The organism is Shewanella waksmanii ATCC BAA-643 (assembly GCF_000518805.1).
GTDB lineage: Bacteria > Pseudomonadota > Gammaproteobacteria > Enterobacterales > Shewanellaceae > Shewanella > Shewanella waksmanii.
On the sequence record NZ_JAEH01000005.1, the window covers coordinates 66,482 to 81,630 of the forward strand.

The 15,149-nt window shown below is 46.6% G+C and carries 14 protein-coding genes; 9 read left to right on the forward strand and 5 right to left on the reverse strand.

Features of this window, described 5'->3' with window-relative positions; genetic code table 11:
- Positions 1-55 precede the first annotated feature (55 nt).
- Complete coding sequence (locus L865_RS0103050) at positions 56-1,249, forward strand: GGDEF domain-containing protein (protein WP_028771880.1); 1,194 nt, start codon at positions 56-58, stop codon at positions 1,247-1,249.
- Positions 1,250-1,290: 41 nt separating this feature from the next.
- Here the strand turns inward: L865_RS0103050 and L865_RS0103055 are convergent, their stop codons facing one another.
- Positions 1,291-2,514, reverse strand: a complete 1,224-nt coding sequence (locus tag L865_RS0103055; protein WP_028771881.1) for an HlyD family secretion protein — start codon at positions 2,512-2,514, stop codon at positions 1,291-1,293.
- A gap of 3 nt (positions 2,515-2,517) precedes the next feature.
- Positions 2,518-2,844 (reverse strand): hypothetical protein, encoded by a 327-nt coding sequence (locus L865_RS0103060; RefSeq protein WP_028771882.1) that lies wholly within the window; start codon positions 2,842-2,844, stop codon positions 2,518-2,520.
- Between the two features lie 136 nt (positions 2,845-2,980).
- On the opposite strand from L865_RS0103060, the gene L865_RS0103065 reads away from it, so the two are divergent.
- The gene (locus tag L865_RS0103065; protein WP_028771883.1) at positions 2,981-4,000 is read left to right on the forward strand and encodes an AraC family transcriptional regulator; all 1,020 of its coding nucleotides are present in this window, start codon (positions 2,981-2,983) and stop codon (positions 3,998-4,000) included.
- A gap of 23 nt (positions 4,001-4,023) precedes the next feature.
- On the opposite strand, the gene mtr is transcribed toward L865_RS0103065, so the two are convergent.
- Entirely contained in the window at positions 4,024-5,280 is a 1,257-nt protein-coding gene (gene mtr / locus L865_RS0103070) for a tryptophan permease (protein ID WP_028771884.1), read from the reverse strand.
- Between the two features lie 5 nt (positions 5,281-5,285).
- A complete protein-coding gene (plsB, locus tag L865_RS0103075; RefSeq protein ID WP_028771885.1) occupies positions 5,286-7,700 on the reverse strand; it encodes a glycerol-3-phosphate 1-O-acyltransferase PlsB in 2,415 nt (804 codons plus the stop codon).
- Between the two features lie 265 nt (positions 7,701-7,965).
- On the opposite strand from plsB, the gene lexA reads away from it, so the two are divergent.
- From lexA to L865_RS0103105, 6 genes are all read left to right on the forward strand, one after another.
- Positions 7,966-8,583, forward strand: a complete 618-nt coding sequence (gene lexA, locus L865_RS0103080) for a transcriptional repressor LexA (RefSeq protein WP_028771886.1) — start codon at positions 7,966-7,968, stop codon at positions 8,581-8,583.
- Positions 8,580-9,074: a cell division inhibitor SulA gene (locus tag L865_RS0103085; RefSeq protein ID WP_028771887.1), complete on the forward strand. Its 495-nt coding sequence runs from the start codon at positions 8,580-8,582 to the stop codon at positions 9,072-9,074. The genes lexA and L865_RS0103085 overlap by 4 nt, the downstream gene beginning before the upstream one ends.
- A gap of 416 nt (positions 9,075-9,490) precedes the next feature.
- Positions 9,491-11,041 (forward strand): cytochrome c oxidase subunit II, encoded by a 1,551-nt coding sequence (gene coxB / locus L865_RS0103090; protein ID WP_028771888.1) that lies wholly within the window; start codon positions 9,491-9,493, stop codon positions 11,039-11,041.
- Positions 11,042-11,050: 9 nt separating this feature from the next.
- Positions 11,051-12,655: a cytochrome c oxidase subunit I gene (ctaD, locus tag L865_RS0103095; protein ID WP_028771889.1), complete on the forward strand. Its 1,605-nt coding sequence runs from the start codon at positions 11,051-11,053 to the stop codon at positions 12,653-12,655.
- A gap of 2 nt (positions 12,656-12,657) precedes the next feature.
- Positions 12,658-13,227, forward strand: a complete 570-nt coding sequence (locus tag L865_RS0103100; RefSeq protein WP_028771890.1) for a cytochrome c oxidase assembly protein — start codon at positions 12,658-12,660, stop codon at positions 13,225-13,227.
- Positions 13,224-14,099, forward strand: a complete 876-nt coding sequence (locus L865_RS0103105; RefSeq protein WP_028771891.1) for a cytochrome c oxidase subunit 3 — start codon at positions 13,224-13,226, stop codon at positions 14,097-14,099. The genes L865_RS0103100 and L865_RS0103105 overlap by 4 nt, the downstream gene beginning before the upstream one ends.
- A gap of 20 nt (positions 14,100-14,119) precedes the next feature.
- Here L865_RS0103105 and L865_RS0103110 read toward each other — a convergent pair whose 3' ends face one another.
- Entirely contained in the window at positions 14,120-14,338 is a 219-nt protein-coding gene (locus tag L865_RS0103110) for a DUF2909 family protein (RefSeq protein ID WP_028771892.1), read from the reverse strand.
- Between L865_RS0103110 and L865_RS0103115 the strand changes: the two genes are divergently transcribed.
- Positions 14,316-15,065, forward strand: coding sequence for an SURF1 family protein (locus tag L865_RS0103115; RefSeq protein ID WP_245608379.1), 750 nt, complete (start codon positions 14,316-14,318; stop codon positions 15,063-15,065). The genes L865_RS0103110 and L865_RS0103115 overlap by 23 nt on opposite strands.
- Positions 15,066-15,149: the final 84 nt, after the last annotated feature.

Below are 15,149 nucleotides of genomic sequence, written 5' to 3' on the forward strand. Positions count from 1 at the left end.
ATGTTGAAGTAGGAAACGGTATTTACGCAAAATAGTTGTTTAGTTGGGAGTAATCTTGGTCTCATTTTTTCATGGATGTCGCTACGCAGGTGTGCCAGTGCTTATCACCTTGTGTGCCATTGTCGCGCTGCACTTTTCCCAGCAAAATTGGCAGTCTTGGCAATCGAGTATCGATTATGCCCCCTATTGGTTACTGACCATTACCAGCCTATTAGCCATTCAGTTTAACCGTAGCCGCTTGGCTTATATCGCCGGTTTATTATTGCTGTACTACAGTGTGGTCAATCAACAGTGGTTAACCGATAACACCTTAGCCTTGTACCAAGATGTGTGGGCCGTCGCCATTGGGTTAGTGATTGGCGTGCTATTACTTACTAAAGATAGAGGGCTGTTATCCCCCCACAGTCTATTAAGAGGCGCCGCGATTATTGTGTGCTTTGGATTAGCCTATCTTTGGCTGCGTGGACTGGATGACATTAATCTGTTTGTGCAACAAAAACTGGGGATTACACTGGATCCTATGGTGCAGATATACGCACCCATAGGGCTCGTTGCACTCATCGTCATCGCCCGTACAGTTTGGCAGGCTAATCTAGTCAACAGCGCCATCAGTATCACCTTTGGTTTGTGGCTCATGCATACACTGCAGCCACAACTATTGCCGCTCAGTGTGCTGCTGTGCGTTGTCGCCGTGGCCTATTTGTTAGCTATTTTGATTGATTCCTACTTTCTTGCCTACCGAGATGAGCTAACAGGGTTACCATCACGACGCGCACTGTATAACTTGGTCCTGTCGTTGGGTAGAACCTACAGTGTTGCTATGGTTGATATTGACCATTTCAAGAAATTCAACGATACCTACGGCCACGATGTCGGCGACCAAGTATTGAAATTAGTGGCCGCCAAACTGGCCAAAGTAACCGGTAACGGTAAGGTTTTCCGATATGGTGGTGAAGAGTTCACCATTGTTTTCCCAAGAAAAAATACCGACGAAACCCTAGATCACCTACAAGGAGTCCGTGAGGCGATTGAGCAATACCAAATTGTGTTGCGCGATGAAAAGCGCAAGCAACAAACCAAGCAAACACGTGGTAAAGCCAATAGTAAAAACCAGCAAACGGTTAGCGTTACGGTATCCATTGGTGTCGCAGAGCACCTAAAAGGACAAACATTTGATCAATGTATGAAAGTGGCTGATGAAGCCTTGTACCGGGCTAAGAAAAAAGGCCGAAATCAGGTTTGCCAATAAAAAAGCCAAGCATCGGCTTGGCTTTTTTACCATCTGCATTCCTACAACGAATAGAAATAGTAGATCTGCGATTTCATCCTGATCACGATACCGCGAATCACATCCAAGAATGACAAGAAGGCAATCGGCTTTTCACCTGATACCCATGCCAGTCCAACCGAGCCAACAGGAATGTCATAGCCCGGTGCATCATGCAGTTTTAGACGGACAAAATGGTGCTTATTATTGACGTTGCGCACCGTAGTTTGGCGAACATTATCATCTAGCGCCAACAGCCTACCTTGGGACTCCCCAGTCGCTTCCACTATGCCTTCGACTTCTGCGCTAAAAATTTTGCCCGGAAATACCGCGGAAGTATATTCAGCCAGTTGCCCGACTTTAACGTTGCGAATAGCTTGGTGGTTAACGCGCATCAAAACGTACTTTTCATTGGTGTACATCTGTAATCGCGGCACTAGGCCTATCAGTTGCCCCTCGCGCATAATAAAGTTAGTCACAAAGCCATCGGTAGGTGCAAATACTTTGGTATGGTCTAAATTCCATTGTGCTTGAGCCACATTTTCAATTTCACCGGCCAATTCTGCACTGCGGGTTTTCACCGTCAACTCCGATTTCTCAATGTCCAAATGGCTTTTATGAAGCGCCAACTCAGCTTGCTCAGATTCAGAGGTATAGGTATCGACACGTGCACTCGCAATATCGACCGCATTGATTTGCTCGTCAAATTGACTCTGGGAAATAGTGTCTTTGACTTTGTCATTCTGCTCAACATATCTGGCTAAGGTTTTTTGCTTCCAGATAAGATCTTTTTTGGCCGCATTCAATTGATTGAATTTCATATCAATGTCAGACAGGGCAGTTTGACGTTGCTTCTCGGCTAACTTCACATCCTCTTTGGCCACCGATAACATCACTTCTGCGGCTTGCAGCTGTACCTGTGCCTTATTCAACGCAATTTGGAAAGGCTCATCATCTAGCTCGTAAATCAATTGTCCAGCATCAATTTGCTGATTGGGACTGATATGAATCGCTTCTACTTGCCCCTTAATCTGAGTTGAAGCGGGCCTCAACTGGATATGGGGTGACTGTACAACAGAGCCACCAGAGACATCCATTGGCGCATAATTAAGTAATCCAACCCACACAAACAACAGCCAGCTGCCGCCACCGACATAGGCAAAAGACTTGCTGTATTTATTCCACGGCATGCCCACCATACGCAGAATGTAGATAAACAGGGCCCAAACCGCTAATCCCTCTAACATAGTCTACCCTCTGTCGTTAGCAATGTTATCGCTACTGTGTGGTTGGCGCCATATATCACGTACCTTGATCAAGGCCTTTTCTGCATCTACAAATGCCACGATAACGGCCAGCACCCACACCCAATGCCAGACAAAGCCTATCCAAGTGAGCGCAGTGATCAAGCCTATCTGCTGATGTTGCTTTTTATGTGCTTGGTTAATCGGTAGCTCATGAATTTTCCAAAAACCAAACGCTAACGCTGCAATAGTTGCCACCATAAACACAGTACTGATCACATGCAGAGTCGTATCCACCCCACTATCAACAAATGGCATTGCCATTAAACTCATCTTCCCCACCCTTTTCATCTCAAAATGGCGGCCATTTTTGACAAATACCGGCAAGGCAACAATATTGACAGTCTATTTATATCAATTTCGTGCTAAATTTGACTAAATTGGAACCCTTACTAGCTAAAGTGAGATGATGAAATCTGATATCGCTTTTATTCGCATGAACTACGTCAACATTGTCTTAAGCGCCGCGTTTGAGCAATTTCAGCTTGAACCTAACGATCTCGGTATCCCAAATGCTCTGTACAAGGATCCGATGGCGTTAGTGCCAATGGGGGACTACTTGGCGTGGTTAGAACAACTCAGCGTACAATGTGGCGAAAACTACTTAGGTGACATTGCCAAGTCTCTTAACTTGAGCGAAATGAATATGCCCGCTGACTGGTTCATGTCAGCGCCCGACTTTGCTATCAGTTTACGACGAATTAATTATGGCATCACTGCGTTTCAATCTGGCGCAAGTTACTACGTTATTCAGTCGGGACGAATTATCAAATGGTGCTATAACACCCGCTATGCTAAAGGGCTGCAGCGCAGTTACGACTCTTTGCGAGTCGCACTTATGCTAGTCAATACGATGCGGCACTATTTGGGCGCTGATTTTAGTCCGCATAAAGTGCACTTGAGTGGCCCAGCCATGAGCCATCTGCAGCTAGAAAAACTGTTTAATTGCCCAGTGGTGTACAACACTAAGCAAACAGAGATATGGGCTGACAACACGGTTTTGTTGCAATCTAAACAGATGCAAGGCTTACACGACCCCACCTTACAAATGCCATTGTCACTGTTTGAAAAATACATCAACATGCCACAGCCTGACGATGTGCCCAAAATTCTCTATGAATTGGTCAATTTCAGTCGCTATTACGGTTTGCCGAGTATTACCGATGTCGCCGGTAAGTTAGGGCTATCAAAGCAGCAACTACAGCGGCGCCTGCAAGAAAAGGGCTTTAGTTTTATTTACCTAAGAGGCTATGTGCTCAGCAATCAAGCGGTGAAATATATGTTGGAAGGTAAACAAATTGAAGAGATTAGCCAATTGCTTGGCTATGGCAATAAGCAAAGTTTCACCAAGGCCTTTAAAACATTCCGTTTGTGCACGCCACAGCAATACTTACAGCGCCTTCAAGGTCAACAACACCCCGCAGATTAAACTGCGGGGCAGGCATTAAGCCACTAGCCATACACAGGCAGCAAGTCCGCCATGGCAAGCAGATGACAAGCTCCGGTGATGACGCCAAAGGCAATCACAATCACAATCACCGCAGTGCCACCGGGAACACGATAGCTATCACTATTAGCAAACATTTTCCGCGACTTGTGAGCCATTAAAGCTGGCACGATTGCCGCCCAAACTGTTGCAGCTAATGCTGCGAAACCAATCGCAATAAGGAAGCCATTAGGGAATAACAAACCAAGTACTGTAGGCGGTAAGAAAGTCACCGCAGCGGTTTTTAGACGACCTAGTCTTGATTCATCAAAACCAAAGAGATCCGCTAAGTAATCAAACAAACCTAGGGTTACCCCTAAAAATGATGATGCCACTGCTAAATTAGCGAACAGGGTCAGCATTGTTGTCAACCAATCACTGGACATCACATCTGACAATGCAGCCACAAGTACGCCCATATTGCCGCCTTGGGCAATCACATCAATAAATTCGACTCGGGAAATATTGCCCATGGTGGCCACGAGCCAACAGAAATAGATCACAAAGGCGATACTGGTACCAATCAAAATCGCTTTAATAATGGTATTGGCATCTTTGCCGTAATACTTAACCAAGCTCGGCACGTTACCATGATAACCAAAACTGACTAGTCCAAATGGCAGTGCGGCCAGTAAATAAGGCAGGTAAGTCGCTTCACCATCGGGTTCAAATAGCTTGGCAGGCTCAGCGCCCATCAGCAAGTTACCTACGGCCAAGAAAAAGGTGATCACCATACCACCCAGCATGATGGTGGTAATACGGTCGACAGCTTTGGTGCTAATAAACACCACAAATGCTAGGCCTAACGCAAACACTAACCCAGCAATACCTTGTGGCAGCGCAATACCCAGTGCTTGTAGGCTGTGATTAACAATAGAGCCGCCACCGCTGATATAAGCATACGCTAAAATGTACAGTACAAAGGCGATAGATAACCCGTTAACAATGCGCCAAAAATTTCCTAAGGTATCTTTAGTAAGGGTGTCGAAACTCGCGCCTGGTTCAAAATGCAAATTGGTTTCGAGTAACAGCAGCCCCGACACCAACATGCAAAACCACACCAGTACCATCATCAATAACGAGTAACTGAACCACATTCCGGCACCCACAACAGGCAGAGAGAACATCCCTGCACCGACTGCTGTACCGGCAATAATCATTGCCCCACCTAAAATAGATTTACCTGCTACCTTATGCTTGGCAGCATTCATATGATTTGCCATTTGGCTTATTGCTCCGCAGCGACGCTGTCTACAATAGTCTGTCTCACGGAGGCACGAAGCAAGCCATTAGTGCGTGTGCGGATCCGTTGGATATCAGACTGATTTTTATCAGATAGGTAACCCAAATCCTTTAGCTTCACACTAAGAGTCCCATACAGTTTTTTGTCATAAAATTCTGGTGCAGTAATACCATGTAGCGCGCCTAAGCGTTGTGCTAATGTGTGGCTTTCACGCTCTAAATCAGAACGTTCAATCTGCGGTTTGGTCGCCAATAAATTGAAGATAATCGCATAGCGTTGCAAGGTTTCGCTCACGGTATTGCTAAGCAATAACATTTGATTAATTGCGTCAGCTTCAACCACCAGCTCACCAGATTCGCGCACAAGCCCTTGCTCAATAAATAGATCTAGCACCTGGTTAACGTATTGGGCTACATCTTCAATACCCATAAACAGTTCGGCTTGCAGCAGTGGATAGAGATCTTCAACAGTGGCGATCACTTCATCACGTTGACAATGCTTAACGCGAGTTACGCAGCTGGCAATCAACGACGGAATAATCAATAAGTGGATAATGTTATTGCGATAGTAGGTCATCGCAATCGCGATACTGTCATCAATGGAGATGATATCCCCTAGCGGATCACTATCGAGCTTGAGTTTTTTCAGCTCTAATCCCTGTTGCACCAACTTGCTGCCATCACCTTCAACCACTGACGCATACTCGGTATAAGGCAGTGATTTAAGTAGGGTTAGATACAGGTCTAGTTGTTGCTCTAATTGGCTGCGCTGTAGCGCATGCTGCTCTGCGGCCAGTAAGGTTAAACTGGTTAATGTGACCGAGCTGACAGCGGCGGCATCGTTGATATTAGTCATCACCTGATTGGCCAATGTATTGACCACAGGTGTTAGCCAGCTTGGCTTTTGCTCTGGATCTTTAGCAATCTCTTCACGCCATTCTGGCGCTTGCTCATTGAGGAAACTGTGCAGTGTGATTGGCTGGCCGAAGTTAACATAGCCTTGGCCAAAATTACCCAATTTACGAATAGCACCAAATACTTGCCAAACTGATTCTTTCTTTTTCTTCTTACCACTAAGCTCTTTATGATAAGTCGCCACTTCCATGACATGATCATAACCAAGGTAAACCGGCACTAAGGTTACCGGACGCTCTACTCCGCGCAGTACACTGTTAACCGTCATCGCAATCATACCGGTTTTCGGCGCTAGCAAGCGACCAGTGCGCGAACGTCCACCTTCGGTAAAGTATTCAACCGAATAGCCTTTAGTGAACAATTGGTCGAGATACTCTCTAAATACCGCGGTATAAAGCTTGTTACCACGGAAACTACGACGGATAAAAAACGCCCCGCCACGGCGGAACATGGGACCCGCAGGCCAGAAATTCAAATTAATTCCGGCAGCAATATGCGGCGGTACCATGCCTTGATAATAGAGAATATAAGACAGCAGTAGATAATCCATGTGGCTACGATGACAAGGCACATAAATAATCTCATGGCCATCGTGGTGCAACTGACGGATCTGCTCGGCGCCTTTAATATTGATGCCTTTGTAAAGCTTGTTCCACAACCAAGTAAGAAAACGCTCAGCAATACGCACCAGACTATCTGAGTAATCAGCGGCAATCTCGTCTAAGTACTCCATCGCTTTAGCGCGTGCTTCTGTTTCAGAGATCTTCTTATTATTGGCTTCTTCAACGATGGCCTTTTTAAGCGACTCAGACTTAAGCAGCGCATGGAACAACGCTTGACGGTTAGGCAGTACAGGACCCGTCATCACCTTACGCTGTCTATGGAAGTGAACCCGAGCCACCCGCGACAGTTTTTGGGCGATGCGTTTATCCGTTCCATGCTCATCAGCCATATGGCGTAGCGACAGCGCATTAGAAAATTGCACAAAGTTGTGGCGACCAAGAAACAGAATCATCAAACATTTACGCAGCCAGGTGGGGTTTTGACGCTCTAACACTGCCGCACGCATGGTGTCATCTTCTTTGCCTGGGGTACGGCCCCAATACAAGCTTACTGGCACCAGTTGAACATCTAGCTCTGGCCGACGTTTATGTGCGCCCAATAGGCGCATAAAAGTGCTTAAATAAGGCGAGTTGCTGGCGCGCTTGCCCAAAAGCGGCTTAGCGCCTTCAAGACAGACAACTCGTGGTGTCTGTTCACCATCGACCTGCAGCGGTTCATAGGGGCTGGGCAAACCAAAATTAGCGGTAATTTCACTCAGCGCGGCAATATCGCTGACGGATTCAGTTTTCATCACATAAACCACCGGCCTACTTGGATCTAAATTAAGATCAGCAAATGGATCATGAGGCACAACGATAGTGTGCACTAACTTTTTTTGAATCCAGCGCAGTGATTTGCGCCAAATAGAGTCTTGTTTGGACATGAGTTTATTATTTTTGAGTCTCGTTGTTAGCCCCATAGAATATCAGAAAAACTCATCAGGTCGCTATTAACCATGCACATTATTAATCTGCCGACCACAATACTGCTAGCTGCCCAGCACAATTACAGCGTACAGTGATAACGGTTCAATTCAGCCTATCGCCAAGTCCCTGCTGCAATAGATAAAATTAATCACTGGTTAATACTTGCACTACTTACAATACTGTATATACTGACAGGTACTGTATGGAAAAACAGGTTTAACTATGAGACCGCTAACCCCGAGACAATCTGAGATATTAGATCTCATCAAAAATAATATTGCTGATACTGGCATGCCACCTACCCGTGCAGAAATTGCTAAAAGGTTGGGTTTTAAGAGTGCCAATGCTGCCGAAGAGCATCTGAAAGCGCTAGCCAAAAAAGGCTGTATTGAAATTATTCCTGGCACGTCTCGCGGTATTCGCCTCACCCAAGAAGATGATGAGTCTGAATCTGGCTTACCCTTGATTGGTCAAGTTGCCGCAGGTGAGCCAATACTCGCCCAAGAACATGTTGAGCAGCACTATCAAGTGGATCCAGCCATGTTTAGACCCGCCGCTGATTTCTTACTGCGAGTACGTGGTGACAGTATGAAAAATATCGGCATTTTAGAAGGCGATCTATTGGCGGTTCATAAAATGGCTCAGGCCCGTAACGGTCAAGTCGTGGTTGCTAGAGTAGAAGACGATGTCACCGTTAAACGCTTCGAAAAAGTCGGTAGCACGGTATTCCTGCATGCAGAAAATGAAGAGTACGCCCCAATTGAAGTCGACTTAAACTACCAATCACTGACCATTGAAGGCTTGGCGGTAGGTGTGATTAGAAATGGAGACTGGCAATGAACAACTTGATTGGAAGCAGCCCACGCCACCCAGGGCTATGGCAAGATGAAACCAAACTCAGTAAAGGGGTGTCACGCATGCCCAGCCACACCCAAGGTGTGCAAGAGCTGCAAACCCTGACACCTGAACTCGCACGACTCAGTCAGCAAGGCCAGTGGATTGTATTAATTAGTCCACCCAATATTGGCTATAAGCAGATGTTGGCTCAAGCTGGCGTACGCATGGATCGCATTTTGTTGGTACATGCTAAAGACGAGATAGAAACGCTATGGGCAATGGAAAAAGCACTAACCAGTGGCACCTCTAGCGCAGTAATATGTTGGGCGCCTATGCTAGATAGCCGCGACAATCGCCGCCTAGAATTAGTTGCAAAAAGTGCCACAGCCTTAGGCGTGGTAATTGAAAGCGGCAGTGACCACATTGCTGCTCAGCTACCCTCAGTGGCGGATGTTCACGTTAATCAAGGTTCGTTATTTAGCGCGTTTCATTAGTCCCTATAAGACTGTTTTTCCCATCTAAGCCTCCCTTCGGGAGGCTTTTTTGTTGCTGTTTTTTTTAATAAAAGTTAAAAGTTTGATCTTGATCAAAAATTCAACAGGCAGTAAGTTAGAACAAGATAACAACGATTATTTGTTATATCCGAGCGATTTAGTCGTCACTTTTCCTCTCGTCAATTTGGCTTATGCAGTGAGCTCCGTGCGAGAAAAGAGTAGAAATTGGACTGATATATTCAGCCGTAAGTGCATAGAGTGGTAGCCAACTGGCAAATAACAACACCGCGCTAAACCACCAACGCACTTTGAAGTCATCGTTGCTTTTTTGGGAACCGAAGAGTTTGCATAGAGCAGAGACTTACTGTGTGGCTCTTCTTTGTAGTTGCCTTCGCAATTGACAGAGGAGAAGTCTAGTGAAGCAAGTGTTGTATTATTTGCTGGCGTTGCTGTTTACGCCCCCCATTTTCGCCGCCGATATGCCCCTAAATATGACAAAAGGGGTAACGGACATCAGTAATAAAGTGTTCAGTCTACATATGACGATCCTTTATATCTGTTGTGCTATCGGTGTGGTCGTGTTCGGCGTAATGATCTACTCGATCATCAATCACCGCCGCTCTAAAGGCGCCGTCGCCGCCAACTTTCATGAAAGTACCAAGGTTGAAATCGCATGGACAGTGATTCCTTTTGTTATCCTAATTTTAATGGCTATTCCTGCCACTAAAACACTGATTGCAATGGAAGATACTAGTGATGCCGATATCACCATTAAAGTGACGGGCTCACAGTGGAAATGGCACTACAGCTACTTTGATCATGACATTGAATTCTTCAGTGTGCTTTCAACCCCTAGAGATCAAATTGAGGGTGACGCGACAAAGAGTGAAACTTACCTACTTGAAGTCGACAAACCTTTAGTTATCCCCACCAATAGAAAAGTCCGTTTCTTAATGACATCCGATGATGTTATTCACTCATGGTGGGTACCTGCATTTGCAGTAAAGAAAGATGCTAACCCAGGCTTTATCAATGAAGCATGGACGCGGGTCGACGAACCCGGTACTTACCGTGGTCAATGTGCTGAATTGTGCGGCAAAGACCATGGCTTCATGCCTATTGTGGTTGAGGTGTTATCGGAAGCAGATTTTGACGCATGGATAGTGGCGCAAAAGCAACTCGCTGCCGATGCTGAAGCCGCTGCGCAAGCCGCGTTAACTAGCACATTGAGCATGGACGAGCTAATGGCTAGAGGTGAGCAAGTTTATCTAGCTAATTGTGCAGCTTGCCACCAGCCTAATGGTGCGGGCCTTCCTGGGGTATTCCCATCACTGATTGGCAGTCCATTGATTGTTGGTCCAGTGGGTGAACATATCGATATCGTACTCCATGGTAAAGCCGGCACTGCCATGCAGGCATTTGCTAAGCAGCTAACTGCAACCGAAATTGCAGCCGTAGTGACTTACGAGCGAAACGCTTGGGGCAACAACTCTGGCGATAGTGTTCAGGCAGCAGATGTTAACGGTGGAGGCGCAGACTCTGGCGCCAGTAGCAGTGATGCTGCGGTTCCCGTGACCTTGCCAGCCACTTTGCCTGAGGCTGCCACACAAGTTGAAGCTGTCGTTACCGAAACCGCAGAAGTTGTACTCGATGACCTGACAATGGATGAGCTAATGACGTTAGGCGAGCAAGTCTACATGACGAGCTGCGTTGCCTGTCACCAGCCCACCGGTATGGGTCTTCCAGGTGCATTCCCATCATTGGTTCAAAGCCCAATTATTAAGGGACCCGTTAGCGATCACCTTGAGATGGTGATTAATGGTAAGCCCGGTACTGCAATGCAGGCCTTCGGTGGTTTACTCAGCCCGCAAGAACTCGCCGCAGTGATTACCTATGAGCGTAACGCCTGGGGTAACAATTCTGGTGATGCTGTGCAGGCATCTGACGTTGATGGTCACGGAAAGTAGGGGAATCAAATGAGCACAATTACACAAGACGCACCGGCCGCTCACGACGATCACCATGATGACCATCATCATGGTGCGCCAAAGGGCTTAATGCGCTGGGTACTAACCACCAACCATAAAGACATTGGTACTTTATATTTGTGGTTTAGTTTTATTATGTTTTTAACTGGCGGCGCCATGGCGATGGTGATCCGTGCAGAACTGTTCCAACCAGGGTTGCAGTTAGTGGACCCTAATTTTTTCAACCAAATGACCACGGTCCACGGGTTGATAATGGTGTTTGGGGCAGTCATGCCCGCCTTTACTGGATTAGCAAACTGGCTGATTCCAATGATGATTGGTGCGCCTGATATGGCGCTGCCACGCATGAATAACTGGAGCTTTTGGATTCTGCCTTTTGCATTTGCGATTCTATTAAGCTCACTGTTTATGGAAGGTGGCGGCCCTAACTTCGGTTGGACCTTCTACGCCCCGTTGTCGACCACTTACAGTCCAGATAGCACAGCACTGTTCGTATTCTCGGTACACATTATGGGTATCAGCTCCATCATGGGTGCGATCAACGTCGTGGTGACTATTGTCAACATGCGTGCCCCGGGTATGACGTGGATGAAGCTACCGCTGTTTGTATGGACATGGCTCATCACTGCCTTCTTGCTCATTGCCGTCATGCCGGTACTGGCAGGAACGGTCACAATGGTCTTGACCGACAAGTACTTTGGCACCAGCTTCTTTGATGCTGCCGGCGGTGGCGATCCGGTAATGTTCCAACATATTTTCTGGTTCTTCGGGCACCCCGAAGTGTACATCATGATCTTACCGTCCTTCGGTATTATCTCAGCGATTGTGCCGGCCTTTAGTCGTAAACCCCTGTTTGGATATTCCTCAATGGTGTACGCCACGGCCAGTATTGCAATATTGTCATTTCTGGTGTGGGCGCATCATATGTTTACCACGGGGATGCCGGTGTTTGCCGAACTCTTCTTTATGTACTGTACCATGTTAATTGCGGTGCCCACTGGGGTGAAGGTGTTCAACTGGGTTGCGACAATGTGGCGCGGTTCGTTAACGTTCGAAACCCCTATGTTGTTTGCCGTGGCCTTTATTATTTTGTTCACCATTGGCGGCTTCTCAGGGTTGATGCTGGCTATTACGCCGGTTGATTTCCAATATCACGATACCTATTTCGTCGTGGCGCACTTCCACTATGTGTTGGTGACTGGGGCCATCTTCTCCATTATGGCAGCCGCCTATTATTGGCTACCCAAATGGACCGGTAATATGTATGACGAGAAGTTAGGCAAGATCCACTTTTGGTGCTCAACGATTTCAGTCAACGTGCTGTTTTTCCCCATGCACTTTTTGGGCTTAGCCGGTATGCCACGTCGTATTCCCGACTATGCTATTCAGTTTGCTGACGTAAACCAAATAGTCTCGATTGGTGGATTTGCATTTGGATTATCGCAGCTGATTTTCCTTGCGGTAGTGATCAAGTGTATCCGCGGCGGTGAAAAAGCGGCAGCCAAACCTTGGGATGGAGCAGAAGGACTTGAATGGACTATCGCCAGTCCTGCGCCCTATCACTCATTTACCACACCACCAGAGGTGAAGTAGCCATGAGCCAAACTCAAGCAAAGTCCAACCGTAAGCTCATCATGATGTTGATTGCTGGTGCAATTGGTATGTTTGGTTTTGGCTTTGCTTTAGTGCCGCTTTATGACGTTTTGTGCGAACAACTAGGCATTAACGGTAAAACCCAAAGTACCGCTGCTCAATACACACCTATCGCTGTAGATGAGTCACGAACCATTACCGTGGAGTTTATGGCACAAATCCAAAGTGATTTGCCATGGGAATTCACGCCAGAGGTAAGACGTATGAAAGTGCACCCTGGCGAGTTAGTGCGTACTCACTACACCGCACAAAACATGTCAAACGCCAGTATTGTTGGCCAAGCTATCCCCTCAGTATCACCCGGACAAGGGGCTGCCTACTTCAACAAAACCGAGTGTTTCTGCTTTAATCAGCAGGCCTTGGCTGGCAAACAAGACGCTGCATTACCGCTTATATTCTATGTAGATCCCGATCTACCAGAGTCCATCACCACGCTGACTCTGTCATATACTCTCTACAACATCACCGACAAAGGCTATGTCGCGCGTGTTGAGCAAGGAGCTGAACAATGAATGCAAAACATGAACACTATTACGTCCCCGCCCAAAGCGCCTGGCCGATTATCGGCGCCATAGGGTTATTTCTGATCGCGGTGGGTGCCGGTAGTTACGTCACTCAACTCGAAACCGAGCAAACCAGCGGTGGGTATATTCTTACTGCTGGTATCGCCGTCATTATTTACATGATTTTTGGCTGGTTTCGTACTGTAATCAACGAATCAATGTCGGGCTTATACAGCCAACAAATGGACCGCTCGTTTCGTCAAGGTATGAGCTGGTTTATCTTCTCTGAGGTAATGTTCTTTGTCGCCTTCTTTGGCGCCTTGCTATATGCCCGAATGATTGCAGTACCTTGGTTAGGTGGCGCGTCAAACAATGCCATGACCCATGAGGTACTGTGGCCAACGTTTGAAGCTGTGTGGCCCTTAATTAAAACACCTGACGGTACCACCACTGAGGCAATGCCTTGGACAGGTCTGCCTCTTTATAACACCCTTATCTTGTTGGCCTCATCGGTCACTTTACACTTCGCACATGTCAGCCTAGAAAAATCCAAACGCCAAGCACTAACAGCTTGGTTAGCGATCACCATTTTACTGGGTATCGGCTTCCTATTTTTGCAGGTAGAAGAGTACATTCATGCGTACCAAGAGATGGGGCTAACGCTGGCTTCCGGGGTATACGGTAACACTTTCTTCTTGTTAACCGGCTTTCATGGCATGCACGTGACCTTAGGTACTGTATTTCTGCTGGTGCTGTTTTTTAGGGTATTAAAAGGTCACTTTACCCCCGAAAACCATTTTGCTTTTCAGGCAGGTAGTTGGTATTGGCATTTTGTCGATGTGGTATGGCTGTGTTTATTTGTGTTCGTTTATGTACTTTAAACAACAATAAACACTATCCCTTAGTAAGGTCTGGGATTGGGTGCTATCACGCCTAATCCCATGGCCGCTAACAACAGCACCACCACCAACGCAGAAAATATCACTCGGCGACCAAGAAACTGACTCATTGGCACTTGCTTGTCGCCTTTAACCATCACAAATAGCGCACGGCCCAAATTAAATAAAATGAACAGTAGTAGCAGTACCAGTAGTAACTTGAACAATAGTGATGGCGTCATTCGCTCTCCTTGGCGTGTTGTGCTGCGTTCAAAAACCTTAGTGGTTATTGTTACTTTGATACTGTTTACGATATTGGTCAAGCTAGGATTTTGGCAGCTAGATCGCGCAGAGCAAAAACAAACGCTCGGGGCCGCGCTAGCAGAGCGCCAGCAAGCCAGTCCACTAAATTTTAGCCAGTTAATGGCGCTGTCCACACAACAAGCCGTTACTGGTTTTAATGCCAACATCAGCGTTAAACCAACGCCAATTGGGCTGATTTTACTCGACAACCAAGTCTATCAATCCAAAGTTGGCTACCTTGCATATCAGGTTGTGCGGCCCGTGGCCAGTGACCAGTTAATGCTGATTGAGTTAGGTTTTATTGCGGCAGGGTTCGATCGACAACAACTGCCTCAGGTGAAGTTTTTAGCCACTGAGCAGCAAATTAGCGGGCGGGTTTATCAAAAATCCATTAATCCTGTTAGCTCGCAATTGCAAGCTGAAACCGGTTGGCCTATGCGCATACAAAACCTCAATCTCACGCAGTTGAGCGCACACTTATCTCAACCGATAGCCCCATTTGTGGTGCAGGCAAATAACATCGAGCACAACCCATTGCCTCAGCCATGGCAGCCCATTCCGATGGCCGCTAAAAAGCACATCGGTTATGCACTGCAGTGGTTTTCATTGGCTTTAGCCCTGATTATTTTAAGCAGTTATCTTTTGATATCTAAAAGAAAACGTTAGAAAACATCGTTGGCATGTTGCGTAACGATAAATGAGCGAGTAGGTTAGAAGTTAAGCAAAAGAAAGAAACAATAAACAATAATA